Genomic DNA, 24,989 nt, shown 5'->3' on the forward strand with positions numbered 1-24,989 from the left:
CGGCCCACCGGCACCGAGCGGGCCGCGAGGTCCAGGGTCAGCACCATGCCCGCGCCGGGCAGGGCGACCCAGGCGTCGCCGCCGTTCCAGGCCACCGCCACCGCCGGGCCGGGAAGGCGGGGACACACGGGGCGGTAGGAGGGGACGCGGGCGACGCAGGCGCGTCCGGCGTCCACCCAGGCCACCCCATCGGGAGAGAAGGCGGCGTCGAAGGCGGGGACGGTCAGGGCGGGACGGGCCGCGTTGCCGGGGGAGGTCGCCGGGACAGGGGCGCAGGCGGCGAGCAGGAGCAGCGGCGTCAGGCAGAGGAGGGGGCGCATGGGGACATTGTTTCGCGGGGAGGGCTGAGGAGGGTGGGGCAGGGCGTCTTGAGTCGTCGGTGTCCTCACCCCTCACCCCCTCCAGCCCCCTCTGCAAGCCGCTCTGCGAGTCCCCAGAGGGAAGGGGGGAGCGGCGCTGCGCTGGGCAAAGGTCGTCCCCCATCTCCCGGCCCTGCTTGCCTCGCCGCCGTGTCCCCCTCCACCCCCCCTTTCGCCCAGTTGGAAGGCCCCGGCGGCTCGGCTGCCTGGAAAGCGTGCTGGCGAGGTGGGGACGCCTCGGACGGCTGCCACAGGGAAAGGATGGCTCTGGCGAGAGCGGTCGTCGACTCCTCTCCTCCCTCCTGAACCCGGGAGCCTGCCGCCCTGCCCTACCCCCTGGCCTCCAGCAGCGCCCCCACCACCACGTCCAGCCCCACGCCCTCCTGCGCCCGCCGCGAAGGCGTCCACGAGATGCCCCGGCTGGCCTTCACCAGAATCACGTCGCCGTCGCGCACCTCGGGCAGCAGGTCGGCCAGCAGCTCGGGCACGCTGGTGTGGGCGCGGTCGCCCAGCTCGGCGGCGAAGGCCCCCACCCCGTAGGTCAGGTCGGCCCGCATCCGGGCGTGGGCACCGACCTCGGCGTGCAACTCGCGCTCCGCCCCGCCCAGCTCCAGCATCCTTCCCAGCACGCTGATGCGTCGGCCCGGAAAGGCGGCGAGGGCGTCCAGCGCGGCGGTCACGGCCAGCGGCGAGGCGTTGTAGGCGTCGTCGATCACCGTGTAGCGGCCCGGATGCACCCGGAAGCGGCCCCCCGGCACCTGCACCCCGGCGAGCCGCGTCACCGCGTCTTGCAGTGGAACTCCGGCCTCCGCCGCCAGCGCGAGCCCCAGTACCGCCGCCTCCGCCTGCACCCGCGAGGCCAGCGGCAGGCTGACGGGCACGCCCCGGAAGCTGAAGCGGGCGCCCTCCGGCGTGACATCCAACCCTTCCCCGGCGTGGGTCACCCCCTCCCCGAAGCCGTAGGTCGGCGTGCGCGGGTACCACCCGGCGGCCTGCTCTCCCACCAGTCCCCGGCGCCCTTGCAGCAAGACGCCCTTCTCACGGGCCACCCCCTCCAGGCTGCCCAGTTGCTCCAGATGCGCCGCCCCGATGCTCGTCACCACGCCCACGTCGGGCTGCACGAGGTCCACCAGCTCGGCCATCTCGCCTGGCCGGTCGATGCCCATCTCGACCACCAGGGGCTTTCGGGCCTGCCCATGCTCGATCAGGAAGCAGGCGATGGCGGGCAGGGTGTTGTAGACGGGCATGTAGGCCGCGTCCAGCGCCGCCGCCGCGTAACTCTTGGCGGTCGTCTTGCCCACGCTGCCGGTGATGCCCACCACCAGCGGGGTGTGCGCCCGCTCGGCGCGTGCCCAGGCGAAGAGGGCCTCCCGCGCGTCCGGTACGCGCACGGCCCGCTCCACGTCGAGGTCGGTCAGCACGAAGGGGGCGCCCGCCGCCAGCGCCGCTTCCACAAAGCGGTTGCCGTGCATCGTCTCGCCGGGAAGGGCCACGAAGGCGACCTCCGGGGACGCCTCGCGCGAGTCCCAGGTCAGGCGTGTGGCGGGGCGGGCCGCCGGGTGAACGGCAGCGGAGAAGGGGAGGGGGCCGTGCGGGTCGAGCATGGGCGGAGGATACCGGGGGAGCGGCCGGGCCGTAGTCTGACCGCGTGACCCACCACCACCTCGGCCGCGAAGCCGTCCATACCGTCTGGGACCGCGCCCTGCCCCCGGCCCTGAGCGTTCGCCCCGGCGACACGGTCACCTTCGACACGCTGGACGCCTCGGACGGCGGGGTGGCGCGGCGGGCGGCGCAGGGGGACGCCTCCGGTTCGCCGGAATTGCTCGCCCTCGCGGCGGCGGACGCTTACGCTCCGCGCCCCGGCCCACGCGGGCACCCGCTCACCGGCCCCGTCTTCGTGGAGGGGGCCGGGCCGGGGGATGCCCTGCGCGTCGAGCTGCTGGAGGTCCGCACCGCCGCCTGGGGCTGGACCGGCTGCCGCCCCGACGGGATCGGCCTGCTGGACGCGGTCCTGGGGGCGGAGGGCCTGAAGCCCTACACCCACCTCTGGGACCTGCGGGCGGGCGACCATTCGGAGTTCCTGCCGGGCATCCGGGTGCCGCTCGCGCCCTTTCCCGGCGTGATGGGTGTGGCGCCCGGCGAACCGGGGCCGCATCCGACCGCGCCGCCCCGCCGGGTAGGCGGCAACATGGACATCCGGCAACTCGTCGCGGGCAGCACCCTCTGGCTCCCGGTGGAGGCGCCGGGGGCACTGGTTTCAGTGGGCGACCTGCACGCGGCGCAGGGAGACGGCGAGCTGTCGGGCACCGGGATCGAGTGCGCGGGGCGGGTGACGCTGCGCTTCGGCCTGGAGCGGGGCGCGGGGCTTTCCACCCCCGAGTTCGCCACCCCCACCCACGGCGGCACGAGTACCCGCTGGCACGCCACCACCGGCCACCATCCCGACCTGATGGAAGCCGCCCGCCTCGCCCTGCGCCCGCTGCTGCGGCGGCTGGAGGCCCGTGGGCTGACGCTGGAGCAGGCCTACGTCCTGTCGAGCGCCTGTGTGGACCTGAAGATCAGCCAGATCGTGGACGCACCGAACTACACGGTGAGCGCGTTCTTGCCGCTGGACGTGTTCGGGGAGGGGTGAAGGAGCGGGGGCGACCGCTGCGGCATAAGCGGTCGCCCCTGACTTCGCCGGGTTATTCCAGAGTCACCAGATAGTCGTACAGGTCCGGTCCGCCCGAATGCACTTCCACCTCCGCCAGCGGGAAGGCGTGGCGGATCTGTCCGGCCAGCGCGTCCAGACTCTCCGGGGTACTCTGCGGCCCGCCGAACACCGTGACGACCTCCTGGCCCTCGTAGCTGCGGTTGAGCATATGCAGCACGCTGTCTTCCGCACTTCCGCCCGATTGCACGAGTTCGTCGTCCTTCAACCCGATCACGTCGCCCTCCGCGATCTCCAGCGTCTCGCCTTCCCGGGTCGTGATATTCGTCGAGCGGCTCGCGCGGGTGACCTCGAAGGTGGTCACGTGGCCCGCCGCCTCGTTCATCGCGTCCCGCAGGCTCTCCGCGTCGGCGTCCGGCTGGAAGGCGAGCGCGGCCCCGATGCCCTGTCCCAGCGTGCGGGTGGGCACGACCACGGCGCGGCCCTCCATCAGTTCCATCGCTTTCTCGGCGGCCATCAGGACGTTCTTGTTGTTGGGGAGGATCAGCACCTTCTCGGCGCTCACCGAGCGCACCGCGTCCACGATGTCCTGCACGCTGGGGTTGGCGGTCTGCCCGCCCGACACGATGCGCGCGCCGAGGCTGCGGAACAGCTTGACGAGGCCGTAGCCGTTCGCCACCGCCACCAGCCCGGAGGCGGGCACCTCGTCCTCGGCCCGCGCCGCCGCCCCCGCCATGCCCAGAATCTCGGTGTGCTGCTCGGACATGTCCTCGACCTTGGTCTTGAGCATCCGCCCGTAGCGGCCCACCGTCGCCAGCAGCGCGTCGGGCTCGTTGGTGTGGATGTGGCCCTTGACGTAGCCCTCGGCGCCCACGACCAGCAGGCTGTCCCCGAAGGGCGTCACGAGGTCGCGGATTTCCTCGATGGGTTTGGTCGCCTCCGACATCAGGAACTCGGTGCAGTACCCGAATTCCTCCGTCTCGAACTGCTCGCCCGCGTAACCCATGATCTCGGGGGCCTCGGGAAGCGCGTCGCCGCGCAGGGCGGCCAGCATCCCCTGCACCACGTACAGGTATCCCTGCCCGCCGGAGTCGATCACGCCCGCCTGCTTGAGGGCCGGAAGCATCTCGGGCGTCTGGTCGAGCAACTTCTGGCCTTCAAAGAGGGCCTGTTCCAACACCGCGTCCACCGTCTCGCGCTCGCGGGGACCACACGCCCCGTCCGCCACGCCCCGCGCGACGGTCAGGATGGTGCCCTCGACGGGCTTCATGACCGCCCCGTACCCGGCCTTCTGGGCGGCGCGGAAGGCGGCGGCGAGGGTAGCGGCGTCGATGGCACTCACCCCGCGCACCGTCTCCGCGAAGCCCTTCAGGAGCTGCGACAGGATCACGCCGGAGTTGCCCCGCGCCCCCAGCAGCGCCCCGTAGCTGATCGCGCGGGCGACCGAGGCCATGTCGCGCTCGTCGCAGGTGTCGAGTTCGCGCCGCACCGATTGCAGGGTGAGGTGCATGTTCGTGCCGGTGTCGCCGTCGGGGACCGGGTAGACGTTCAGGGCGTTGACCTGCTCGCGGTACACGCCCAGCCAGTCGGTCGCCACCCGCAGCATCCGGGCGAGGTCGGCGGGGGAGAGGGTCTGGGCATGCTCAGGCACGCTGCACCCCCACGGCGTGAATGCGCGTGGCCTTCAGCTCTATGCCCGCCTGGGTCCGCACGAGGTGCTCCACCCGCTCCTTGATGTTCTGGGCGACAGTCGGGATGCTCACCCCGTAGGCCATCACGATGTACAGGTCGGCGGAGTAGTCGGCCCCGTCGCGGGTCACGACGACGCCCTCGCGGGCGTTGGCACGGCCCAGCACGCGGGAAATCCCTTCCTTGAGGTTCGCCGGGGCCATGCCCACCACGCCCGGCACCTCGTGCGCGGTCAGCCCGATCAGGGACGCGAGGGCGCCCTCGGTGATTTGAATGGAACCAGTCACAGTAAGGGCGAGTATACGGCGGGGCGTGAAGGGAGCCTGAACGGTGCGCGATGGTGCCCGTCTGCCCTTCTGCGCTTCACCCCTCCGGCCCTTCGGGCCACCTCCCCTTGAAGGGAGGCAAAAGACGTGACCCCCCTCGCGCAGCTTCCTGGCTCCCCTCGAGGGGAGCTGTCGGCAAAGCCGACTGAGGGGTCAAGCGGCGCTGGTGTCCGCCTGCTTGCCAAACCAGAGCCCCCTCCACTGTGGGAGAGGGCTGGGTCAGGCGTTGCGGGCGGCTTCAGTCCCCCGGCTGCGCCTCCGGGTTCCCCGAGACCGTCACCGGCTCGGCCCTGGAGCGCAGCGGCAGCACGGGCACGAAGAGCGTGACCAGCAGCCCCGCCAGCACGAACCACAGGCTGGTGCCGAACATCTGGGTCATCGCCGCCGTGAAGCCGTCCTTCAGCCCGGTCGTGAGCTGGGCGGCGAGCGTGCGGGCCTGCTCGTTCAGGCGGGTCTTCAGCTCGGCCAGGGTGGTGCGGGTGGTTTCCTGCACGAGTTCCGGCTCCTGCGCGAGGATGGCCTGTCCGACCTGCGCGGCGGTCGCCTGCGCCGCCTGCGGGGTGGCGAGGGCCTGCGCGGGCAGGGCGCGAAGCTGGGCCCTCAGCGCGGCGGGCGTCTCCTCACTCGCCAGCAGCGCCTGCCGCCCGGCTTCCCCGTTTGACAGGGCCGACTCTGCGGCGTTCGCCTGCGCTTCCAGGCCCTCGCGCACCCGCGCCGTCAGCCCGCCGCCCGTGACCAGCCCGCGCACCTCGGCGGGCAGGGCCCCGTTGCCCGCCACGGCCTTCGCTGCCGCCGCGTCGCCGTTCAGGGCGGCCTCGATCTGGCGGTACTGGGCGTCGAAGGCCGCCTGAATCTCCCTCTCCGGGCCGTTCCCGCTGCCGCTGGCCCGCAGCGCCCCCAGGTCGAAGTTGTCCGCCTTCATCTGCATTCCCGGAACCTGGGGCAGATGCCGGGGCAGTTCGCTGTGCAGGTTGTTCAGCAGCAGGGTGCCGAACACCGCCGCCCCGATGGTCGAGCCGATCTGCCGGAAAAACTGGCTGCTGGAGGTGGCGATGCCCAGTTGCCCCACCGGCACCGCGTTCTGAATCGCCAGGGTAAAGAGGCTCTGCGACGGCCCCAGCCCCAGCCCCACGATGAACATGCGCCAGCCCAGATCGAGCAGGGTGGTCTGCGGGGTCAGGAAGGTCAGCAGCCACATGCCCACGCCCAGCACCACGGCGCTGCCCACCAGCCAGGGCTTGTAGGCCCCGGTGCGGGCCACGACCTGCCCGCTCACGATGCTCGCCAGAATCAGGCCGCCCATCAGCGGGAACATCGCGAAGCCGCTGTCCATCGCGGACACGCCCAGCACCATCTGCATGAACAGCGGCAGGAACAGGATCACGCCCAGAAAGGCCATCCCCATGATGAAGGACGCCAGATTGCCCAGGCTGAACATCGGCACCCGGAAGAGGTTCAGCGGAATGATCGCGTCTTTCGTGCGCGACTCGGCCCACACGAAGGCGAGCAGGCTGACCGCGCTGAGGGCAAAGAGGCCCAGGATGCGGGCGCTGTCCCAGGGGTAGGTGATGCCGCCCCAGGTCAGCGCGAGCAGCAGCGGAATGGTCGTCAACAGGATCAGCGCCGCGCCGGGGTAGTCGATCCGGCCCGCCACGCGGTGGGTCAGCCTGGGCATCCTCGACAGGATCAGGAAGAGGGCGAAGAGGCCCAGCGGCAGGTTCACGTAGAAGACCCAGCGCCACGACGCCTGGTCGGTCAGAAAGCCCCCCACGGCGGGGCCGATCACGCTGGCGAGGCCGAAGATCGCCCCGAACAGCCCGCCGAACCTGGCCCGCTCGGCGGGGTCGAACAGGTCGGCCAGGATGGTGAAGGTGATGGTGAACAGCGCCGCGCCCCCGAAGCCCGCCACCGCCCGGAAGGCGATCAGCTGGTTCATGCCGCCCCCCAGGAAGTTGCCCAGCCAGGGCTCACCACTCAGGCCGCTCAGCGCCGATCCCAGCAAGAAGACCACGATCCCGAACACCAGGATGGGCTTGCGCCCGTACAAATCGGACAGTTTGCCGTAGATGGGCACCATCACCGTGGAGGCGAGCAGGTAGGCGGTGGTGACCCAGGAATAGAGGTTGAAGCCCTGCAGGTCCTCGATGATGCGCGGCATCGCCGTGCCCACGATGGTCTGGCTGAGCGCCGCGAGCAAGAAGACCACCAGCAGGCCGATCAGGGTGACGCGTTTTTCCTGCGGGGTGAAGGGCTGCCCGGGAGAGGGGGGCGCGGTGGGGGCGGGGGAGACGGGAGCGGTCACGCGGGGTTCTCCTGGGTCTGCCCCTCGTCGGTCAGCACGGCGAGGGCGCCGAGGACGGTCGCCATGGTGTCAGGGGCGAGGCGCGAGAGCCGGGTGCCGACAAGTTCATGCACGGTCTGCACGGTGGCGGCCAGCGCGGCCTCGCCCTGCGGGGTCAGGCTCAGGCGGGTGCGGCGTGAGTCGTCGGGGTCGAGAGCGCGGGCGATCAGGCCCTGCCGCGCCAGCCCGTCGAGGTAGCGGCTGAGCAGCGCGGGCGGCAACTCCAGCCGCTCGGCGAGCACCTTGGGGTAGCCCGCCCCCTGCTGAATCCCGCGCAGCACGAAAAAGCGCCGGGTGTCGAGGTCGTGTTTCTCGGCCAGCAGCGGGTTGACGTCCTGCTTGAGCTTGCGGTTGAAGTGCCACATCCGCCCGATAAACAGGCTGACCTGTTCGGGCGTCGGCCCGGGCCGGGATGGGGGGCTGGGGGGGGAGACGGCCATCCAATTAAACTACGGCAATAGTTCACTTAGGTCAACTATATTCCCGACTACGTGAAGTGGCCTAGCCGGGAAGGGTCGTCCGGGGCCGTGGTCTACTGGGGGCCATGCAACTCGTGATGGGACCGCTGGAGGGGGCGCAGGCCGCCGACCTGACGCTGACGTTCGTGACGCCGGGGACGGCGGAAGAGGGGCGCCTGACCCGTGACCTGAAACCGGGCAAGGTGGCGCTGCTCTCGCGCGGCGAGTCAGGAGACGTGGCCGCCGCGCTGACCCCGGAGGACGCGGGACAGGCCCGCGAGGTGGGCGCGGCCCTCGTGAAGCTGGCGAACGACCTGGGCGCGGCGTCCCTGGCGGTGGAGGCCAGCGGGTACGGGGACGCCCTCGCGCTCGCGGCCCTCGCCGCCGGGCGCAGGGATGCCCGTTACCGGGGGAAGGCCCGCCCCGCTCCCGCGTCCCTGACGGTGCAGGGCCTCGCGGACGGGGCCCGGCTCGAAGCCCTCGCCGCCGGGGTCCAGTTCGCCCGCGACCTCGTGAACGCCCCCGCCAACGTCCTCAACCCCGCGACCCTCGCCCGCGAGGCCCGCCGTCTGGAAGGCCACGGCGCCGACGTGGACATCTGGGACAGCAGCGAGATCGAGGCGCGGGGCATGGGCCTGCTCGCCGCCGTCGCCGCCGGAAGCGCCACCGGGCCGCGCCTGATCCGGGTCACCCTGCCCGCGCGGGGCGAGGTGACGCGGGTGATTGCCCTGGTGGGCAAGGGCGTGACCTTCGACACGGGCGGCTACTCCATCAAGCCTGCGGCGGGCATGTACGGCATGAAAAACGACATGGGGGGCGCGGGCACCGTCCTCGGCGCGATGCGGGCGCTCGCGGGTCTGCGGGACCGTCTGCCCCAGGGCCTGGAGGTCCGGGCCTACGTCCCCGCCGCCGAGAACATGGTCGGCCCCCACGCCATGCGCCCCGGTGACATCTACCGCGCGGCGAACGGCAAGACGGTGGAGGTCGTGAACACCGACGCCGAGGGCCGCCTGATCCTGGCCGATGCGTTGGCCGTCGCCGAAGGCGAGGGCGCGACCGAGATCGTGGACGTGGCGACCCTGACCGGGGCCAAGATGATCGCGCTGGGGGCCGACATCGCGGGCCTCTTCGCCAGCGACGCCGACCTCGCGGCCCGGCTGAGGGCAGGCGCGGAGGCGGCGGGCGAGTACGTCTGGGAACTGCCCCTCCACGCGCCCTACCTCAAGGCCTTCCAGAAGGAGACGCTGGCCGACCTGCGCAACTCCGACCTCGCCCCGCAGGGGGGCAGCATCAAGGCGGCGCTCTTCTTGCAGGAGTTCGTCACCCGGCCCTGGGCGCACCTCGACATCGCCGGAAACGCGCAGGAAGGCGGCGAGGCGACCGGGTGGGGCGTGGGGACGCTGGTGGGGTACGTGCTGAACGGAGCGTAGAACGTGGAACGTGGAGGGGTCTGTCTCCACGTTCCCTAAACCGGTTCTGATTTCCCCCGCCAGCGCAGCTTGAGCCGCTGCCCCAGCCGCCGGTAGAGGGGCGGGGCGTGGTGCTCCCCGAAGTCGCGGGTGGCTTCCTCGCTGCCCACGTCGTGTCCGCCCTGCTGGGTCAGGAAGTAGCGGTGGTCCATGATCCAGAGGTACAGGTCGGCCTCGGTGCGCCCCGGAAAGCGGGCCATCACGCCGTGCTTCTCCAGATTCTCCACCACCCGGCTGTACAGGCGGCGGTACCAGCTCTCGACCGCCTCCTCCCACGACACCGGGGGCAGGCCCCCGCGCCCCGGCTTGCGGTCGAGAAAATACTGCCGGGTGCGGATGTGCTCCAGCAGTCGGTCGTAGCGCCCCGGCGTGGTGAAGAGGATGTCGCGGTGGCCCGGCACCACCTCGCCCAGCCGTGTCTCGCGCAGGAAGCGGGCGTACTCGCCCTTGATGATCAGGTCGCGCAGGGTGTCGTCCTCGTCGGGCGGGACAGAGACCTGCAACTCGATCACGTGCGCGTCGATGTACCGCTGCCCCTGCCGCCGGGCGACCGAGACGCGGTGGTTGCCGTCCTTGACGAAGTACAGCCCGCCCACCTTGTACACCTGAATGGGCGGCAGTTCCTTGCCCTGAAGCTGCGCCGACCGCACGCCGATCCAGCGCTCGTCGAGGTGGCGCTCGCGCGGCAGGAAGTGGCGGTCGAACTCGCGGTAGCGGTCCACCGACCCGGCGATCTGCTCGACCGGAATCGCCTGCACCCCCAGGGTGTGCTCGCCGTCCGGCGCGAGGTGCCGCACCCACTCGAAGGGCAGCAGGTCGCCCCGCTCGCGCCGCAGGATGGCGAGCAGGTCGTGCAGGTGGGCCACCCGGCGGGCGCGTTCCACCTCGTGCCGGGCGCGGGTTCTCTGGTCGTGGTCGGTCATGGCTCTCCCAGCGGGGGGGCACTCGCCCGCTTTGGTGTCCAGCGTACACCTTTCTGGTCCGCCGAATGTCGGCTGTCCCGGCCACCTGATGAAAGTCTTGAGGCAGGCCCGCAAAGGTGCCCCCGCCCATAGCCCCCGCCCCCGCGCGGGGGTGGAATACCTCCATGCTCGGCAAATTCTTCAAGAAGCCCGCGGACGATATGGGCGGCCGTGTCCCTCCCGGCCAGACGCTGACCACCCGCTTCCCGGTCCTGACCTACGGCCCCGCGCAGCACTACGCCCCCGAGGAAGTCGTCGTGCGCGTCTTCGGACTGGCCGAGGAGAGGACCCTGACCTGGGCGGACCTGCTGGCGCTGCCGCAGACCACCCTGACCTACGACATCCACTGTGTGACCCACTGGAGCAAGCTCGACACGACCTGGACGGGCGTGCGGGTGGTGGACCTGCTGGAGCACCTCCAGCTCAAACCGGGGGCGACCCACGTCATGCAGCACTCGGTGGGGGGCTACACGACCAACCTCCCCCTGGAGGACTTCACCCGCCCCGAGAACCTGCTGGCCCACACCTTCGGCGGCGAGCCGCTCACGCCCGAGCACGGCGGCCCGCTGCGGCTGGTCGTGCCGCACCTGTACTTCTGGAAGAGTGCCAAGTGGCTGACCGGGCTGGAGTTCATGGACACCGATCGTCCCGGTTTCTGGGAGCGCAACGGCTACCACATGCGCGGCGACCCCTTCGCCGAGGAGCGGTATGACGACGACTGAGCGGCCAGCTTCCAGCGGCCAGCCGCCCGCCGGGGAGGGGGAGGGGTACCTCGTTCCCGACGTGTTGCAGGAGGGGCTCACGCTGGTGCTCGTGGGCACCGCTCCCAGCCGCATCAGCGCCCGAGCGAAGGCGTACTACGCCAATCCGGAGAACAAGTTCTGGCGCGTGCTGGCCCAGGTGGGCCTGACGCCCCGGCAACTCGCCCCGCGCGAGTACGCAGGGCTGCCGGGGTACGGCATCGGCCTGACCGACGTGGCCAAGCGGCACAGCGGGGTGGACTCGGCGCTGCCGGGCGAAGCGTGGGCACCCGACGAACTGCGGGAGAAGCTGCGGCGCTACCAACCCACTCTCGTCGCCTTTACCTCCAAGCGGGGGGCCTCCGAGACGCTGGGCCTGCCCACCGGCAAGCTGCCCTACGGCCCGCAACTCCTGCCGCTGGAGGGCTGCGAGGTCTGGGTGATGCCCTCCACGAGTCCGCTGGGGCACACGCACTTCCGGCTGGAGCCGTGGCAGGCGCTCGGGGACCGGGTGCGGGAGCTGCGCGGGAACCGGGACGCCGCTTACCCCGTACCCTGAGCATATGTCGGCGCGTGTGCCTCCCCGTCCTCCCCGTCCCGGCGACGATCCGTGGCTGCCCTCCACCCGGCCTGCCTCCCCGCGCCCGGCGCTGCCCCGTCCTGCGCTGCCGCCCGACCTGGGCCGCCGCGCCAGGGGGCTGGGCTGGCTGGCCGTACAGGGGGTGCTGGGGTTTGTCGTGGTGCTGGGGCTGCTGCTGCTGTTCGGCCTCCTGCTCGCGCTGGGCTGGGACCCGGCGGGGTGGCTGATCGGGATCACCCTGATCCTGGCGTTTCTGGGAGTGGCCCGGACCTTCTTCCGGGGCCGCCGCCTGCTGATCCCTGCCCCCGAGGTGCCCCTCGCGCAGGCTACCCCCGAGGATGACGAGGCGCGGCTGCTGCGGCTGCTGCGCTCCGGCGAGCGGGCCTTGCCCCCGGCGGCCCGCCCGGCCTTCCACGCGGCGATCATCTCCACCCGCGACGCCCTGCGCCTGACCGCCGGGGACGGGGCGCTGGGCCGCGACGCCTTCGATGCGCGGCAGGCTGCCCGCGAGGACCTGCCCGAGCTGCTGCACACCTACCAGGCGGCCCCCCGCACCCCCGACGCCGAGCGGCTGCTCGCCTCGCAGCTCGACCTGATCGGCCGCCGCATGGGCGAGGTCGTCCACGAGCGCCGGGGCCAGCACACCCGCACGCTGGAGGCCCAGCGGCGCTATCTGGAAAGCAAGTACGGGGAGGGGGAGGAGTAGCGGCCAGCCCCAGGCCACACAACAGCGGCGAGCCCCCAGCCAGAGCGGACGGGGGCTCGTCGCTGCTTGCCTGCGCCGGTCACCTATCCCAGCGGCACCATCCGCGCCAGATAGTTGAGGTACGCCTGCCGCCCCTCGCGGTGCCAGACCCGGATGCTGGAGCGCAGGCGGGCAAAGCAGACGCGCAGGTCCTCGGCCACGATGACAGGCACGCCGGGAAGTGGCGCCGGGCGGCCCCGCAGCGCCTCGGCGACCGGCAGCAACGCGTCGTGGACAAGCTGGCGGGGAGCGTCCAGCCTGCCCGGGCGGTAGGCGTGCGCTGTGGCCTCTGCCCGGTAGAGCCGCGCCAGTTCCTCGTAGGCGGCGTCCACCTGCGCGTCGGTCAGGCTGGGGTGCTCCGCGTACAGCTGCATCACCACCTGCTCCAGCTTCAGAAGCTGCGGGGCAAATCGGTCCTCGGCCCTCTGGGTCATGGGGTCAGCCTACCGCCGCGAGGACGACCCCCGCGCTGAGGCGGGGGCGTTGCCTTGCGTGGTGAATGCCTTACCTCAGCCGCTCCCGAATCCAAGCGCTCAACTCGCTGATTTTCACGCGCTCCTGCCCCAGCGTGTCGCGGTCGCGGACGGTCACGGTGTCGGTGAGGGCCGGGTCCTCGCCCTTGCCCACGGTGTCGAAGTCCACGGTCACGCAGTAGGGCGTGCCGACCTCGTCGTGGCGGCGGTACGCCTTGCCGATGTTGCCGGAGTCCTCGTACAGCACCCGGCCCAGGCCCAGGCCCTGAAGCTCGGCCTTGATGGCCCTGGCCACGCTGGTGATTTCCTCGCGGTTGCGGGCCAGCGGAATGACGGCCACCTTGATGGGCGCGAGGTGCGGTTTCAGTTTCAGCACGATGCGCTCCGAGCCGTTCTCCAGCGTCTCTTTCGTGAACGCCTCGGCCAGCACCGCCAGCATCGCCCGGTCCACCCCGGCAGACGGCTCGATCACGAAGGGCACCACCGGCTTGTTCGTCTCCGGGTGCGGAATGGTCAGTTTGGCGATGGAGTCGGCATTCTCCTCCACCTTCGCCACCAGCCCCAGCTCGGACTGCGCCTTGGTGTGGCTCCCGAGGTCGAAGTCGGTGCGGTTGGCGATGCCCTCGATCTCCTCGTGCCCCAGGGTGGGGTAGTCGTACATCAGGTCGTAGGTGCGCTTGGAGTAGTGCGCGAGGTCCTCTTTCGGCACGTCCAGAATCTCGATCTTGCTTCTGGGCACGCCCTGGTCTTCCCACCACTTCAGGCGCTTTTCCAGCCAGTGTTCGTGCCACTCCTCGTCAGTGCCGGGCACGCAGAAGAACTCGATCTCCATCTGTTCGAGTTCGCGCACCCGGAAGATGAAGTTGCGCGGCGTGATCTCGTTGCGAAACGCCTTGCCGATCTGCGCGATGCCAAAAGGGAGGCGGCGGGAGGTGCTGTCCACCACGTTCTTGAAGTTAGTGAAGATGCCCTGCGCGGTCTCCGGGCGCAGGTAGCCGTAAGAGTCCTCATCCGCGACCGGGCCGATGGTGGTCTTGAACATCATGTTGAAGGGGCGCGGCTCGGTCCAGTCGCCCACCTCGCCGGAGAAGGGGTCGCGCACGCCCGCGTCCTTCAGCGCCGCCGACGCCTGCGCGGGGTTCGCGTTCAGCGCGGCGACGAGCGCCGCGAAGTTCGCGGGGTCCGCGCCCATGAGTTCGGCCACCTTCGCCTGCACGCCTTCCTTCTGGTCCTTGACGAGGTGGTCGAGGCGGTAGCGGCGGCCATTTTTCTTGTTGTCCACCATCGGGTCGCTGAAGGTGGCCTCGTGGCCCGAGTGCCGCAGCACCATGCGGTGCATGATGATGCTGGCGTCCAGACCTTCCATGTCGTCGCGCTCGTAGACGTTGGTGCGCCACCACGCGGCCTTGATGTTGTTCTTGAGTTCCACGCCGAGGGGACCGTAGTCGTAGAACCCTTGCAGGCCGCCGTAAATCTCACTGCCCTGAAAAATAAAGCCGCGGCGTTTGCACAGGCTGACAAGTTCTTCCATCGAGGTTGCGGGCATACCGTCTCTCCTTTGAGCCGTCAAGGAACGTCCCCAGACGCGGCCCTTTGCGGCTCGTCTGGGGACGCAGACAGTGCTACGCGGTTCCACCCCAGTTCCAGTGCCGGTGTCTCCGGCCCCTGGCACTTTTGTCGTGTTGCAGCTCCCCGCCGCCCTTCGCTGGCCGCCACCTGTCCAGCTCTCACCGTCCCGGACTCGCTCAGAGGTACGTGTCCCGCTACTCCTGCGGATCAACGCTGAGGGGAGTGTGGCGCAGGGAAGGGGAAGGGGTCAAGCGGGGGGGAGCGGCCCCTGGCCACTCACGCCTCAGCTCACGGATCAGTCGCGCCGCAGGTGGCGCAGCGCTACCGCCCAGCGCCGCAGCGGGCGAGCCAGCGGGGGCGTGCGGTCGGGCTGTAGGGTCAGGCCCGCCCGCCGGGCGACCTCCTCGATGACCTCCTCCAGCGTGAGGTGGTCAGTGTGGAGCCCGTCGGCGGGGTCGAGCTGGCTCAGCCCGTCCAGACAGCGGTCGACCTGCCCAGCGGCCCAGCTTCTGACCCCCTCTCCCCGCGAGCGCAGGCGTCGCAGCACAGTCGGCCGGGACGCGAGCAGCGCGACGTGGCAGACCCGGTGGCCGTCGGCCCGCAACCGCCCCACCGTCTCCTCGAAATACGCCGGGACCACCAGCGTCATGGGCACGATCACCACCCGGCGCGAATGGGTGAGCGTGCGGTTGAGCGGCTGGTACACGCCCTCACGCCACAGCGGCAGGTCCTGAAAATCGCCGCGCAGTTCGTGGGGGGTCATGTGCCGGATGGCGAAGCCCAGATACTCGGGATCACAGACGAAGCTGCCGGGCAGGCGGCGGTGCAGCGCGTAGGCCGTGTGCGTCTTGCCTATCCCGAAGGGACCGTTGACCCACAGCAGCAGGGGTCCCGCGCTCAGTTCACGTCCCCCCGGCCCCCACCCTTGCCCTTCTCCTCGGCGCGGCGGCGCAGCTCGGAGGCGAGGTCGGAGAAGTCCTGCGGGCTGGGCAGCACGCGGCGGCTCTGCGCCTTGGCCTCCTGAATGACCTTGACCTGTTCCTCGCGGGTGGCGGGCAGCCCGGCCCGCTTGCGCTCGAAGTACTGCTGCGCCACCCGCCCCAGCCCGAAGGTCCAGCCGTAGACGGCGGGCGCGGTGATGATCCCGCCGATCACCGGCAGCGCGATCTTGGCGACCCCGCGCATGACCTGCCGCGCCACGACCCCGTAGGCGACCGTGGCGCCGAGTTCCTGCGCGATCTCCCGCGAGCGCTCGGGCGTGATCTCGAAGCCGTAGATCTTGCCGATGTGCAGCACCATCTTGGCCTGCAGGGGCGTGATCAGCAGGATGTCGGCAAAGGGCACCGGCTCGACCGCAATCGCCCCCGAGAGCAGCGCCGCGCTCTTGATGACCTCCTCGACGTTCTCCTCCTGGGAGAGGTCGGGGTCCACGTCAAAATTGAAGTTGTCCAGCACCTGCCGCACGAGGGGGAACATGGGGAAAGTGTAGCGGTGCGGGCCATGAGCGCGGGGGCGGGGAGTCTTGAGCAACTTGAGCAGCGGTCAGGACCCGTCCCCCCCCTCCCGCGCCCTCACCGCCGCCAGCGCGGGCCGTCCTTGGTGTCCTCCACGGTCACGCCCACGCGGGCCAGGGTGCCGCGCAACTCGTCGGCCTCGGCGTACTGCTTTTGCAGGCGGTAATTCTGCCGGGCCTTGAGAACCAGTTCCATCAGCGCGTCCACGACGGGCGCGTCGTCCTGCCCCTCCGGGGCGCTCCCGGCAAACAGCCCCAGCACGTCGCCCCCGAGCGTGCGGTAGGCGTCGCGGGCGGCTTCCAGCGCTCCCCGGCCGACCTCGCCGCCGTTCAGGGCCGCGTTCACGTCGGTCGTCAGGCCGAAGAGGGCCGCCACCGCGCGGGGCGTGTTGAAGTCGTCGCGCATCGCGTTCTCGAACTCGTGGACATGCGCGGCGACTTTCTCCCGCAGCGCCGGGTCGTCGCGCTGGGGGGCCGAGGGCAGGCGGCGCTCGACCTCGTGCAGCGCCTCGGTCAGGCGGCGGTAGCCGCTGCGGGCGCTTCCGAAGGCCTCTTCCGAGAACTCGGTGACCGAGCGGTAGTGGCTGCCCACCAGCAGGAAGCGCACCACCATCGGGTCGTGGTGCGAGAGCAGGTCGCGGATGGTCGTGAAGTTGCCCTTGCTCTTGGACATCTTCTCGCCGCCGATGGTGAGCATGTTGTTGTGCATCCAGTAGCGGGCAAAGGCGTGCCCGGCGGCCTCCGCCTGCGCGATCTCGGCCTCGTGGTGCGGGAATTGCAGGTCGAGCCCCCCGCCGTGGATGTCGAAGCCCTCGCCCAGGTACTTGAGGCTCATCGCGCTGCATTCGATGTGCCAGCCGGGGAACCCCACGCCCCAGGGCGACTCCCAGCGCATCAGGTGCGACGGCTCGGCCCGCTTCCACAGGGCGAAGTCGCGGGGGTCGCGCTTCTCCTCGCGCACCGCCTCGCGGGTGCCTTCCTCCTGTTCGTCGAGCTTGCGGCCCGAGAGCTTGCCGTAGTCGGGCCACGAGCGCACGTCAAAGTAGACGCTGCCGCCCGACTCGTAGGCGTGGCCCTTCTCGATCAGTTCCTCGATCAGCGCGATCTGCTCGGGGATATGCCCGGTCGCGCGGGGGTTGATGCTGGGCTTGAGGACATTCAGGGCGTCCATGTCGCGCACGAAGGACCAGAAGTACTTGTCGGCCACCTCCATCGGTTCGAGTTGCTCCAGCCGGGCGCGGGCCTGGAGCTTGTCCTCGCCCTCGTCGGCGTCGTTCTGAAGGTGGCCCACGTCGGTCACGTTGGTCACGTAGCGCACCCCGTACCCGAAATGCATCAGCGTGCGCCGGATCACGTCGAAGGCGACCTCCTTCTTGGCGTGCCCCAGGTGCGCGTCCGAGTACACGGTCGGCCCGCACAGGTACATGCCCACCCGCCCCGGCGTGGTCGGCACGAAACGGACCTTCTGGCGCTGGAGGGTGTCGTAGAGGTGAATGTTGGGGTCGGGGATGCGGGCCGGGGGGCTGGGGGGCTGCGTCATGGGGGCTCCTCGGGGAAAGGAAAAAGCCGCGCCGATTCCACACAGGGAAGGGGCGCGGCGGCGAAACGTGTCGCTCAGGCCGCGGGGGGGAGGCAACACGGGGTCATGGGGCCACTGTAGCAGAAGCCGCCGCGCGGGCAGGACGTTGGGGTAACCTTCGGCTCCCGTGTGGGGGCCCTCGGCCGCTCCGTATCATGGCGGGTGTGATCTCGCCCCCCAAGCCGCCGACCGCTTTCGAGTACGCCTGGCGCAGCCCCTGGATTCGCCTGCTCGTGTTCGGGCTGGCCTTTTATGTCCTCTACCGGCTGCTGGGCGAGGTCAGCACGGTGGTCTGGAACGTGCTGATCGCCTTCCTGATCGCCTACCTTGCCAACCCGCTGCTCAACTGGCTGGAACGGGGGCGGGTGGGGCGCGGACTGGGCGTGTTCTTCGTGCTGCTGCTGTTCGTGGCGCTGTTTGCGCTCGCGGGAGCCCTGCTGGTGACCGTCTCGGCGCAGCTTATCGACCTGCTCGCGCGGCTGCCGGACCAGATCGGGCAACTCGGGGTCGTGATCGACCGCCTCTTCGGGTGGCTGGGGGACCGGGGCATCGGGAACCTCGCGGACGCCCGCGAGCGCATCACCGCAGCGGTGCAGACCTACGTGGAGAACATCGGCCAGAACCTGATTCCCATCCTGCAAAACGCCCTGAACTCCACCGGCACCGTCTTCCGGCAGATCGTCTCGATCGGCGGGGTGCTGGGGCAGATCGTCATCATCCTGCTGCTGAGCATCTACCTGATGCTGGATTACAGCCGGGTCAACGCCTCGCTGCTGCGGGCCTTTCCGCGCCCCTGGCAGCCGCGCGTGCTGGAAATCAGCCACCTGCTGGGCACGGCGGTGGGCGGCTACGTGCGCGGGCAGCTGGTGATCGCGCTGTTTATCGGCGTGTTCGTCTTTGTGGGCCTTACCCTGCTGGGCATTCCCAGTGCCGCCGCCATCGGCTTTCTGGCCGGGGCGTTCAACATCGTGCCCTACCTCGGCCCGGTGATCGGCGCGACCCCCGCGCTGCTGCTCGCGCTGCCGCTGGGCGGCTGGAGCATGCTGGGCGTGGTGGTGGTTTTTGTGCTTGCCAACCAGATCGAGAGCAACTTCCTGAGCCCCTACGTCCTGGGCCGCACCACCGACCTGCACCCGGTCACCGTGCTGGTCGCCATTCTGGTGGGGGCCTCGCTGCTGGGCTTCGTGGGGGCGCTGCTCGCCGTGCCCGTCGTCGCGCTGGGCAAGCTGCTGCTGGACAAGTACTACTACCCCAGCCGGGTGTACACCGAAGGGCCGTAGAGGGCGTGTGGCCCGTGGCCGGTGGCTGGGAGAGGAAGGTGGGAGGCGCCCGGAACGCCTCCCACCTTCCTCTTTGCTCCACATTTTCTCCACAAGCAGCGTGCCACGCGTTACAGGCCGCCCTCCAGCAACTCCACCTGCCGCCCGTCGGGGTCCAGCACGAAGGCCATGTCGCGCCCGCCGGGGCTGGACTGAAGGTCGCGGCTGACCGTCACCCCGGCGGCGCGGAGTTCGGGGAGCAGGGCGCGGAGGCCGGGGACGTGCAGGGCGATGTGCTCGGCCCAGTGCGGGTGCGGCGCGGGACTCTCGCCCGGAAGCTGGAAGAACTGGAGGCGGCCCTCGCCCAGGCGCACCACGCTCCGGCGAAAGCCCTCGGCGGTGGTCAGGTCTTTCTCGACCACGCCGCCCAGCCGCGTGTAAAAGGCGAGGACCGCCGCGAGGTCCCGCGTCACGAAGGAGACGTGCTTGAGCATCGGGACAGAGGCTAGCGCGTACCCTGGCCCCATGACCCCGCCCCCCTGGACCCTGACCGGACGCGGAGTGATCACCCTCTCGGCCTCCGGCGTGCTGATGCTGGTGCGTTACGCGGCCTGCCCGGTCGGTCCCTACGACGAGCTGCTGTGGGCGGAACGGACCCGTACCCCCGCCGGGTGGCGACCCCAGGTCCGGGCCATCGTGGTGAGCACCGAGCAGAGCGTGGTGTGGGGGCGGCGCAACTGGGGGATGCCCAAGCACCTCGCCCACTTCGCCTGGACCGGAAACGGGCGAGTGGGCGAGGTCCGGGTCACGGGCGACGACGGCGCGGAGGTCGCCCGCCTGGAGTACGAGGTCGGCACCTGGCGTGTCCCCGTCAACACGGCGCTGCTGCCCCCGCCCCTGCGGACGCTCGCGCAGCCGGGCCTGGACGGGGCGGGGGGCTGGCTGCTGACCACGTTGGAGGCCAGCGGGCGCCTCACTCCCGCGCGGCTGGCGGTGGGGCATCTGCGGGGGCTGTCGCCCGCCCCGCCGCGCACTCGCCCAGTGCTGACCCTGGGCGTGCCGGACTTCCGCCTGGTCTTCCCGGTGCCCGGGGGGGTCGACAACGGGCAGGCATGAAAAAACCGCCACTTCGGGCGGTGAATGAACAGAGGATAGCGCGGTATGCAGGATTCGTCAATGGCAACCGGGGGCCAGCTCAGGGCATCACCTGGAGAAACCAGTGCAGGTGCCCGCACTGAGCGCAGGCGAAGTAATCAGCCGTCCCGTTCAGCCAGTCCAGCCCCAGGAAGGTCAGGCCCTGGGTGTTGAGCTGCGCCTCGCCCGCGTGAAAGGCCGTGTGGCCGCAGTGGGCGCAGGTCAGGTCCTTGCCCGCGCGGTGGACGGGTTGAGGTTCGGGGGCGGGGGAGTTGAAGAAGCCCATGCCGCTTTTACGGGGCGGCCGGGGCGGGCGTTCCGGCGCGTGGCGTGGGCAGCAACGGGTGCCCGTCGCGCCGGAGCTGGCCGCTGGAATGGCTGCGGCAGGTACGCTCACCGAATGACCAACCCCTCAGTCCCCCCCGCTGCGCTGTCGCCAGCAGTCCTGGAATTCATGAACGAGGCCCGCCGTGCGCTCGGCCCGCTGCCCGAGCCCGCTGACGCCTTTGCCTTCGGGGATTCGCCGCGTATGGCCGACGAACTGCTGGCCCTGGTGTTGGCGGGAGTCAAGACGGCGACCTGCAGCTGGCCCGCCGAACGAAGCTGCGAGGAAGGCGATCTGAGCGTGGTTTTGGATGATCGCGGCGTGCCTGCCGCCCTGATCCGCACGGCGGAACGGCGTGAGCGGCCCTTTCTGGAGGTGGATGCCGCCTTCGCGCACGACGAGGGCGAGGGGGACCGCACACTCGCTTGGTGGCGGGACGCCCACCGCCGCTTCTTCGGCAGGCTGACGGACCTACCTCGCCCGTTCAGCGATGACGAAACCGTGCTGTGCGAGCGTTTCGAGCTGGTCTACGGCCGCGCCTGACCGCCCGTTCGGGGTGCATTGTCCCCCCGGCGCGGTGGGATAGTGCGGGACGTGGACTATCGCAAACTGCTGGGCACCGATCTCACCGTCAGCGCGGTGGGCTTCGGCGTGTGGACCGTGGGCACGACGTGGTGGGGCGTCAAGGACGAGGAGATGGCCGTCCGGCTGCTGCGCCGCGCCTACGACCTCGGGGTCACCTTTTTCGACAACGCGGACACCTACGCCTCGGGCTGTGCCGAGGAGATTCAGCGCCGGGCGCTGCAGGGCGTGCGTGAGAAGATCATCATCGGCACCAAATTCGGCTATGACATCTACACCCACCCCGAGCGCCCGGGGCAGCAGGAGCGCCCGCACGACTGGACGCCCACGTATCTCCGCAAGGCGCTGGAAGGCTCCCTGAAGCGGCTGGGCACCGACTACATCGACTACTACCAGCTGCACAACTGCCGCCTTGACGCCATCCGGAACGATGACCTGTGGGCCGAGCTGGAGAGGCTCAAGGCCGAGGGATTGATCCGCGCCTACGGCACCGCGCTGGGCCCGGCGCTCAATGAGCGGCAGATCGAGGAGGGCACCGCCTCCATCCGGGAGCGCCGCGCCCCCACCCAGATCATCTACAACCTGCTCGAGCAGGTGCTGGGCGAACAGATTCTGCCCGTGGCCGAGCAGGAGGGGGTCGGCGTGATGGCCCGCGTGCCGCACGCTTCCGGGCTGCTGGAAGGCTACATGACTCTGGAGACCGAGTTCGAGCCCGGCGACCACCGCAACTGGCGCATGACCACCAACGCCCGCCGCAAGGCCTGGATGGAAGACGGGCTGAAGAAGGTGGAGCAATTGAACGCCGAATTTGTCGAGGGCCGGGGCCGCACGGTCGGCCAGCTCGCCCTCCAGTTCGCGCTGCGCTCGCCCGCGATGGCGAGCATTCTCCCCAACATCTACGACGAGAAGGGGCTGGAGGAATACGTGCAGACCTTTGATGCCGCGCCCCTGACGGACGCCGAGTACAACCGGATTCAGACCCTCTACCGCGAGAACTTCGGCCTGGAAACCGACCTGCGCGGTCAGGCGGTGGCGCAGTGAGCGGCCCAGTGAGCGGCCCAGTGGGGGGTGAAGGGCAGAAGTCGGCGCAGACGGGGGAGACGCCCCCCGCCGCCACGGGAGGCCGTCCCGGTGGCGCTCCCGGTGGCCGCCCGAAGATGATGGTGGACCTCGACCCCAGCGGGCAGGTCACGCAGCGCGAGCCCGACCGCGCCCAGCGGCAGTTCCTGAACTACGCCTTTTTCAAGCTCGATCCCAGCTTCCGCCGCCTGCCGCAGGCCGAGCGCGAGGAGCTGAAGGCCGAGTTCCTGGCCGCCGCCGGGGGCTGGGTCACGGACGCTCCGGCCGAGGCGGGACACATCCAGCGCAGCTACTCGCTGGTCGGTGTGCGCGGGGACGTGGATTTCATGCTGTGGCGCATTGCCTTCGACGTGCGGGACTTTCAGGACGCGCAGGCCCGGCTCAACCGCACCCGCCTGATGGGCTACCTCACGCAGCCCTACCACTTCGTCTCCATGAACAAGCGCAGCCAGTACGTCAACCGCGTCGAGGGCAGCGGGCACGGGCTGGAGATTCTGCCGGGGCAGGGCAAGTTCCTGTTCATCTACCCCTTCGTCAAGACGCGGGCGTGGTACGACCTCACGCCGATGGCGCGCCAGGGCATGATGGACGAGCACATCTACGCGTCGGGTCCCTTCAAGGGCGTGCGGATCAACACCAGCTACTCCTACGGCATCGACGATCAGGAGTTCGTGGTGTCCTTTGACTCCGACCACCCGCAGGAGTTCGTGGACCTCGTCCACCGCCTGCGCTACACCGAGGCGAGCATGTACACCTTGCAGGACACGCCGATGTTCACCTGCGTGAAAAAGGACCTCGGCGGCGTGCTGAACGACCTGGGCTGAGGTCCGGGAGTCGGGGGCAGGGGGCGCGAGTGTACGGCCCTCTGCCTCAGCGTTTGTGGGAGAGGACTGCCCCCACCCCGTACCCCACCACGGGCGGCAGCGCACACAGCAGGATGGAGACCTCCAGCGGCACCCCTTCCAGCAGCCCCGTTCCGAACCCGAACAGCCCCAGCGTCACCGCCAACCCCAGGCACAGGCCCCAGAAGGCGGCGAGGCGGGGTCGCACATTGCCGTCGCGGGCGGCACGGTTTCGCAGGATCAGCAGGGCGATCAGGGCAGGGGAGAGGACGACGGCGAGCTGCCCGGCGGAGGTCACGAGCACGGCCACCAGCAACCCCAGCCAGTCCCCCGCGCCCTCCCGCGCCACCACCCGCACGAACGGCTGCACCGATACCGCCAGTGACACCAGTGCCGGGGCGAGCAGCGGCCACAGCCAGGGCCGCAGCGGGGGGCGGGGCCGGGCGTCTTCCAGGGCGGCGGGGGATGAAGGGGTGCCGCGTCGCCCCTCCAGCAGCAGGCCCAGCCCCGCGCCGACGAGGAAAGCCGGGCCGAGCGGAAACAGCCAGCCCAGGACCACGTACATGGCGAGACCAATATTCGCGTCCCGGTTGACCTCCGGGTGCAGCAGGGTGACGCTGGCCCACACCGACGCGAGCGCCGCCCCGACCCCTCCCCCGGCCGCCGCTGCCGGGTGCCGCCGCCCCAGCCACAGCGCCAGGGCCGCCAGCACGCCGACCGGGGCGAGAAGAAAGGGCGTCCAGCTCGCCAGGCTCCACCACTGCGGCCCCTCCAGCGAGACGGCCCGGAGCAGCCCCAGCACGACCCCCAGCCCCGCGAGGCCCAGCATCAGCAAGACCAGCCCGAGTCCGCCGAACGCTGGCGGCTGGCCGCTGGAAGCTGGCTGCTTCATTCCAGGCTCGCCAGCCCGTGCCGCAGCGCGTACAGGGCGGCCTGGGTGCGGCTCTCCAGCCCCAGCTTGCTCAGCAGGCGGCTGACATGGGTCTTGACGGTCGCCTCGGTGACGTTCTGATCGGCGGCGATGTCGCGGTTGGAGTACCCCCGCGCGATCAGTTGCAGCACGATCACCTCCTTGGGGGTCAGGCTCTCGCGCATCTCGGGCGAGCGGAAGTCGCGCACCAGACGGCGGGCCGCTTCCGGGTGCAGCCGCACCTCGCCCCGCGCGGCGGCGTGGATGGCCTCGGCCAGCGTGTCGGAGGAGGCGTCCTTGAGCATGTAGCCCATCGCTCCGGCGTCGATCGCGCCGTTCACCTTGTGTTCCTCCAGGGTGCTCGTCAGGGCGATGACCTCGGTGTCGGGCAGGCTGCGGCGGATGGCGCGGGTGGCCTGAATGCCGTCCATCACGGGCATCATCAGGTCCATCACGACCACGTCGGGGCGCAGGCGCCCGGCTTCCGCGAGGGCCTCCTCGCCGTTGGCGGCCTCGCCCACGACTTCCAGGGACGGGTCCAGGCCCAGAAACAGCCGCAGGCCCTGCCGGACGACGGCGTGGTCGTCCACCAGCAGGACGCGGACGGGATGGGGGTCGGTCATGGCGTGTCTCCTTCGGGGTCGGGGAGTCGGCGGGCGAGGCGCAGGCGGGGCGCCTCCACCCGGATATCGAGGCCAGGCGTGGTGAGGGCGGCGGGGTCGGTGGCGATCACGTCCCCCTGCCGCAACAGGTCGCCCGGCGGGTCCAGCAGGCGGCCTCCCACCAGCCGCACGCGGGCGGAGGTGTCGGGGGGGAGGCTGAGGCGCACCTCCCCGGAAGTCGTTTGCAGCGTCAGCGTCCCCGCCGCCCCGTCCGGCAGCCGCAGGGCGAGGTCACCGGAGCCGGAGGCCACGCGGCCCGCCTCCCCGCGCGGCAGTTCGCCCGTCACGTCGCCGCCCGCAGTGGTGACGGTCACCCGCCGCGCCCACGCTTCCCCCAGCCGCAGGGTGACCGCGCCGCTGCCGCTCGTGACAGTCAGGGACGGTGCCCGCCACGCGGCGGGAGCGCGGAGGGTCACGGTCCCGCTCGCCGTGCCCAGCGTGAGGGGGCCGCTCTCCAGCGCGGGCAGGGTCGCCACCAGGGAGCCGGAGCGGGTGCGGGCGGTCAGCTCGCGCACCCGCAGCGCGTGCAGGTCCAGCCGCAGGTCGCCGCTCGCGGTCCCGGCCCCCAGGCTGAGGGGCACCCCGCGCGAGAGCTGCACGTCCAGGCGGTGCTGCACGGCGGGGGTGTTGAGGTTGACCCGGTCATCACTCAGCGGGGCCACGTCCAGCCGCACCTCGGCCCGCAGGGTGGCCCCCTCGCGCGAGGTCTGCACCCGCAGCGGATTGCGCTCGCGGTGGGTGG

The 24,989-nt window shown here is 70.7% G+C and carries 26 protein-coding genes and 1 pseudogene; 10 read left to right on the plus strand and 17 right to left on the minus strand.

Annotated elements, in window-relative coordinates; genetic code table 11:
- Both QOL99_RS04355 and murF read right to left on the minus strand, forming a co-directional pair.
- Window positions 1-320 (minus strand): annotated as a pseudogene (locus tag QOL99_RS04355) (hypothetical protein); the annotation flags it as partial.
- Window positions 321-688: 368 nt separating this feature from the next.
- On the minus strand, window positions 689-1,963 hold the full coding sequence (murF, locus tag QOL99_RS04360) for a UDP-N-acetylmuramoyl-tripeptide--D-alanyl-D-alanine ligase (protein ID WP_285521746.1): 1,275 nt from the start codon (window positions 1,961-1,963) through the stop codon (window positions 689-691).
- 44 nt (window positions 1,964-2,007) lie between these two features.
- Here murF and QOL99_RS04365 point away from each other — a divergent pair, with 44 nt between their 5' ends.
- Window positions 2,008-2,991 (plus strand): acetamidase/formamidase family protein, encoded by a 984-nt coding sequence (locus tag QOL99_RS04365; protein WP_285521748.1) that lies wholly within the window; start codon window positions 2,008-2,010, stop codon window positions 2,989-2,991.
- Window positions 2,992-3,043: 52 nt separating this feature from the next.
- Here the strand turns inward: QOL99_RS04365 and QOL99_RS04370 are convergent, their stop codons facing one another.
- The 4 genes from QOL99_RS04370 to QOL99_RS04385 form a co-directional block, all read right to left on the minus strand.
- Window positions 3,044-4,615, minus strand: a complete 1,572-nt coding sequence (locus tag QOL99_RS04370; protein ID WP_285521791.1) for a DAK2 domain-containing protein — start codon at window positions 4,613-4,615, stop codon at window positions 3,044-3,046.
- Between the two features lie 37 nt (window positions 4,616-4,652).
- Complete coding sequence (locus tag QOL99_RS04375) at window positions 4,653-4,985, minus strand: Asp23/Gls24 family envelope stress response protein (RefSeq protein WP_285521749.1); 333 nt, start codon at window positions 4,983-4,985, stop codon at window positions 4,653-4,655.
- Between the two features lie 277 nt (window positions 4,986-5,262).
- A complete protein-coding gene (locus QOL99_RS04380) occupies window positions 5,263-7,326 on the minus strand; it encodes an MDR family MFS transporter (RefSeq protein WP_285521750.1) in 2,064 nt (687 codons plus the stop codon).
- A complete protein-coding gene (locus QOL99_RS04385; protein ID WP_285521751.1) occupies window positions 7,323-7,805 on the minus strand; it encodes a MarR family winged helix-turn-helix transcriptional regulator in 483 nt (160 codons plus the stop codon). Before QOL99_RS04385 ends, QOL99_RS04380 begins: the two co-directional genes overlap by 4 nt.
- A 104-nt stretch (window positions 7,806-7,909) precedes the next feature.
- On the opposite strand from QOL99_RS04385, the gene QOL99_RS04390 reads away from it, so the two are divergent.
- Window positions 7,910-9,253, plus strand: coding sequence for a M17 family metallopeptidase (locus QOL99_RS04390; protein WP_285521753.1), 1,344 nt, complete (start codon window positions 7,910-7,912; stop codon window positions 9,251-9,253).
- A gap of 35 nt (window positions 9,254-9,288) precedes the next feature.
- Here QOL99_RS04390 and QOL99_RS04395 read toward each other — a convergent pair whose 3' ends face one another.
- Window positions 9,289-10,215: a DUF4032 domain-containing protein gene (locus tag QOL99_RS04395; protein WP_285521755.1), complete on the minus strand. Its 927-nt coding sequence runs from the start codon at window positions 10,213-10,215 to the stop codon at window positions 9,289-9,291.
- A 164-nt stretch (window positions 10,216-10,379) separates the two neighbouring features.
- On the opposite strand from QOL99_RS04395, the gene QOL99_RS04400 reads away from it, so the two are divergent.
- The 3 genes from QOL99_RS04400 to QOL99_RS04410 are packed head-to-tail and all read left to right on the plus strand — an operon-like array spanning window position 10,380 to window position 12,280.
- A complete protein-coding gene (locus QOL99_RS04400; RefSeq protein ID WP_285521756.1) occupies window positions 10,380-10,976 on the plus strand; it encodes a sulfite oxidase-like oxidoreductase in 597 nt (198 codons plus the stop codon).
- The gene (locus tag QOL99_RS04405) at window positions 10,963-11,553 is read left to right on the plus strand and encodes a mismatch-specific DNA-glycosylase (protein WP_285521758.1); all 591 of its coding nucleotides are present in this window, start codon (window positions 10,963-10,965) and stop codon (window positions 11,551-11,553) included. The genes QOL99_RS04400 and QOL99_RS04405 overlap by 14 nt, the downstream gene beginning before the upstream one ends.
- A 4-nt stretch (window positions 11,554-11,557) precedes the next feature.
- The gene (locus tag QOL99_RS04410; protein WP_285521761.1) at window positions 11,558-12,280 is read left to right on the plus strand and encodes a hypothetical protein; all 723 of its coding nucleotides are present in this window, start codon (window positions 11,558-11,560) and stop codon (window positions 12,278-12,280) included.
- Between the two features lie 83 nt (window positions 12,281-12,363).
- On the opposite strand, the gene QOL99_RS04415 is transcribed toward QOL99_RS04410, so the two are convergent.
- From QOL99_RS04415 to cysS, 5 genes are all read right to left on the minus strand, one after another.
- Complete coding sequence (locus QOL99_RS04415) at window positions 12,364-12,753, minus strand: hypothetical protein (protein WP_285521764.1); 390 nt, start codon at window positions 12,751-12,753, stop codon at window positions 12,364-12,366.
- A gap of 70 nt (window positions 12,754-12,823) precedes the next feature.
- A complete protein-coding gene (locus QOL99_RS04420) occupies window positions 12,824-14,338 on the minus strand; it encodes a glycine--tRNA ligase (protein ID WP_285521767.1) in 1,515 nt (504 codons plus the stop codon).
- 318 nt (window positions 14,339-14,656) lie between these two features.
- Window positions 14,657-15,262, minus strand: coding sequence for an AAA family ATPase (locus tag QOL99_RS04425; RefSeq protein WP_326522570.1), 606 nt, complete (start codon window positions 15,260-15,262; stop codon window positions 14,657-14,659).
- The gene (locus QOL99_RS04430) at window positions 15,259-15,837 is read right to left on the minus strand and encodes a YcjF family protein (protein ID WP_285521768.1); all 579 of its coding nucleotides are present in this window, start codon (window positions 15,835-15,837) and stop codon (window positions 15,259-15,261) included. The genes QOL99_RS04425 and QOL99_RS04430 overlap by 4 nt, the downstream gene beginning before the upstream one ends.
- Before the next feature lie 95 nt (window positions 15,838-15,932).
- Window positions 15,933-17,414, minus strand: coding sequence for a cysteine--tRNA ligase (gene cysS, locus QOL99_RS04435; RefSeq protein WP_285521769.1), 1,482 nt, complete (start codon window positions 17,412-17,414; stop codon window positions 15,933-15,935).
- 203 nt (window positions 17,415-17,617) lie between these two features.
- Here cysS and QOL99_RS04440 point away from each other — a divergent pair, with 203 nt between their 5' ends.
- Window positions 17,618-18,733: an AI-2E family transporter gene (locus QOL99_RS04440; RefSeq protein ID WP_285521770.1), complete on the plus strand. Its 1,116-nt coding sequence runs from the start codon at window positions 17,618-17,620 to the stop codon at window positions 18,731-18,733.
- 110 nt (window positions 18,734-18,843) lie between these two features.
- Here QOL99_RS04440 and QOL99_RS04445 read toward each other — a convergent pair whose 3' ends face one another.
- Window positions 18,844-19,206, minus strand: a complete 363-nt coding sequence (locus QOL99_RS04445) for a VOC family protein (protein ID WP_285521772.1) — start codon at window positions 19,204-19,206, stop codon at window positions 18,844-18,846.
- A 31-nt stretch (window positions 19,207-19,237) separates the two neighbouring features.
- On the opposite strand from QOL99_RS04445, the gene QOL99_RS04450 reads away from it, so the two are divergent.
- The gene (locus QOL99_RS04450) at window positions 19,238-19,828 is read left to right on the plus strand and encodes an acetoacetate decarboxylase family protein (RefSeq protein WP_285521775.1); all 591 of its coding nucleotides are present in this window, start codon (window positions 19,238-19,240) and stop codon (window positions 19,826-19,828) included.
- Window positions 19,829-19,907: 79 nt separating this feature from the next.
- Here QOL99_RS04450 and QOL99_RS04455 read toward each other — a convergent pair whose 3' ends face one another.
- The gene (locus tag QOL99_RS04455) at window positions 19,908-20,132 is read right to left on the minus strand and encodes a hypothetical protein (protein WP_285521778.1); all 225 of its coding nucleotides are present in this window, start codon (window positions 20,130-20,132) and stop codon (window positions 19,908-19,910) included.
- Between the two features lie 114 nt (window positions 20,133-20,246).
- Between QOL99_RS04455 and QOL99_RS04460 the strand changes: the two genes are divergently transcribed.
- From QOL99_RS04460 to QOL99_RS04470, 3 genes are all read left to right on the plus strand, one after another.
- On the plus strand, window positions 20,247-20,714 hold the full coding sequence (locus tag QOL99_RS04460) for an ASCH domain-containing protein (protein ID WP_285521780.1): 468 nt from the start codon (window positions 20,247-20,249) through the stop codon (window positions 20,712-20,714).
- A gap of 51 nt (window positions 20,715-20,765) precedes the next feature.
- Window positions 20,766-21,794: an aldo/keto reductase gene (locus tag QOL99_RS04465; RefSeq protein WP_285521783.1), complete on the plus strand. Its 1,029-nt coding sequence runs from the start codon at window positions 20,766-20,768 to the stop codon at window positions 21,792-21,794.
- A gap of 116 nt (window positions 21,795-21,910) precedes the next feature.
- Complete coding sequence (locus QOL99_RS04470; protein ID WP_285521796.1) at window positions 21,911-22,657, plus strand: chlorite dismutase family protein; 747 nt, start codon at window positions 21,911-21,913, stop codon at window positions 22,655-22,657.
- Window positions 22,658-22,703: 46 nt separating this feature from the next.
- On the opposite strand, the gene QOL99_RS04475 is transcribed toward QOL99_RS04470, so the two are convergent.
- The 3 genes from QOL99_RS04475 to QOL99_RS04485 form a co-directional block, all read right to left on the minus strand.
- Entirely contained in the window at window positions 22,704-23,567 is an 864-nt protein-coding gene (locus QOL99_RS04475) for a hypothetical protein (RefSeq protein ID WP_285521785.1), read from the minus strand.
- Entirely contained in the window at window positions 23,564-24,208 is a 645-nt protein-coding gene (locus QOL99_RS04480) for a response regulator (protein ID WP_285521787.1), read from the minus strand. The genes QOL99_RS04475 and QOL99_RS04480 overlap by 4 nt, the downstream gene beginning before the upstream one ends.
- On the minus strand, window positions 24,205-24,989 hold a 785-nt coding region (locus tag QOL99_RS04485), incomplete at its 5' end, for a DUF4097 family beta strand repeat-containing protein (protein ID WP_285521789.1). The genes QOL99_RS04480 and QOL99_RS04485, both read right to left, overlap by 4 nt.

Origin of the sequence: Deinococcus rhizophilus, from assembly GCF_030271215.1 — a bacterium.
Classification (GTDB): domain Bacteria; phylum Deinococcota; class Deinococci; order Deinococcales; family Deinococcaceae; genus Deinococcus; species Deinococcus rhizophilus.

Excerpts from the sequence above, each read along its gene's own strand:
- QOL99_RS04450 (WP_285521775.1), top strand. The coding sequence starts at position 19,238 with ATGACCCCGCCCCCCTGGACCCTGACCGGACGCGGAGTGATCACCCTC.
- QOL99_RS04405 (WP_285521758.1), top strand. The coding sequence starts at position 10,963 with ATGACGACGACTGAGCGGCCAGCTTCCAGCGGCCAGCCGCCCGCCGGG.
- QOL99_RS04445 (WP_285521772.1), bottom strand. The coding sequence starts at position 19,206 with ATGCTCAAGCACGTCTCCTTCGTGACGCGGGACCTCGCGGCGGTCCTC.
- QOL99_RS04390 (WP_285521753.1), top strand. The coding sequence starts at position 7,910 with ATGCAACTCGTGATGGGACCGCTGGAGGGGGCGCAGGCCGCCGACCTG.
- QOL99_RS04475 (WP_285521785.1), bottom strand. The coding sequence starts at position 23,567 with ATGAAGCAGCCAGCTTCCAGCGGCCAGCCGCCAGCGTTCGGCGGACTC.
- QOL99_RS04455 (WP_285521778.1), bottom strand. The coding sequence starts at position 20,132 with ATGGGCTTCTTCAACTCCCCCGCCCCCGAACCTCAACCCGTCCACCGC.
- QOL99_RS04395 (WP_285521755.1), bottom strand. The coding sequence starts at position 10,215 with ATGACCGACCACGACCAGAGAACCCGCGCCCGGCACGAGGTGGAACGC.
- QOL99_RS04385 (WP_285521751.1), bottom strand. The coding sequence starts at position 7,805 with ATGGCCGTCTCCCCCCCCAGCCCCCCATCCCGGCCCGGGCCGACGCCC.
- QOL99_RS04410 (WP_285521761.1), top strand. The coding sequence starts at position 11,558 with ATGTCGGCGCGTGTGCCTCCCCGTCCTCCCCGTCCCGGCGACGATCCG.
- QOL99_RS04420 (WP_285521767.1), bottom strand. The coding sequence starts at position 14,338 with ATGCCCGCAACCTCGATGGAAGAACTTGTCAGCCTGTGCAAACGCCGC.
- QOL99_RS04480 (WP_285521787.1), bottom strand. The coding sequence starts at position 24,208 with ATGACCGACCCCCATCCCGTCCGCGTCCTGCTGGTGGACGACCACGCC.
- QOL99_RS04415 (WP_285521764.1), bottom strand. The coding sequence starts at position 12,753 with ATGACCCAGAGGGCCGAGGACCGATTTGCCCCGCAGCTTCTGAAGCTG.
- cysS (WP_285521769.1), bottom strand. The coding sequence starts at position 17,414 with ATGACGCAGCCCCCCAGCCCCCCGGCCCGCATCCCCGACCCCAACATT.
- QOL99_RS04370 (WP_285521791.1), bottom strand. The coding sequence starts at position 4,615 with ATGCTGCGGGTGGCGACCGACTGGCTGGGCGTGTACCGCGAGCAGGTC.
- QOL99_RS04430 (WP_285521768.1), bottom strand. The coding sequence starts at position 15,837 with ATGTTCCCCCTCGTGCGGCAGGTGCTGGACAACTTCAATTTTGACGTG.
- murF (WP_285521746.1), bottom strand. The coding sequence starts at position 1,963 with ATGCTCGACCCGCACGGCCCCCTCCCCTTCTCCGCTGCCGTTCACCCG.
- QOL99_RS04470 (WP_285521796.1), top strand. The coding sequence starts at position 21,911 with ATGATGGTGGACCTCGACCCCAGCGGGCAGGTCACGCAGCGCGAGCCC.
- QOL99_RS04400 (WP_285521756.1), top strand. The coding sequence starts at position 10,380 with ATGCTCGGCAAATTCTTCAAGAAGCCCGCGGACGATATGGGCGGCCGT.
- QOL99_RS04460 (WP_285521780.1), top strand. The coding sequence starts at position 20,247 with ATGACCAACCCCTCAGTCCCCCCCGCTGCGCTGTCGCCAGCAGTCCTG.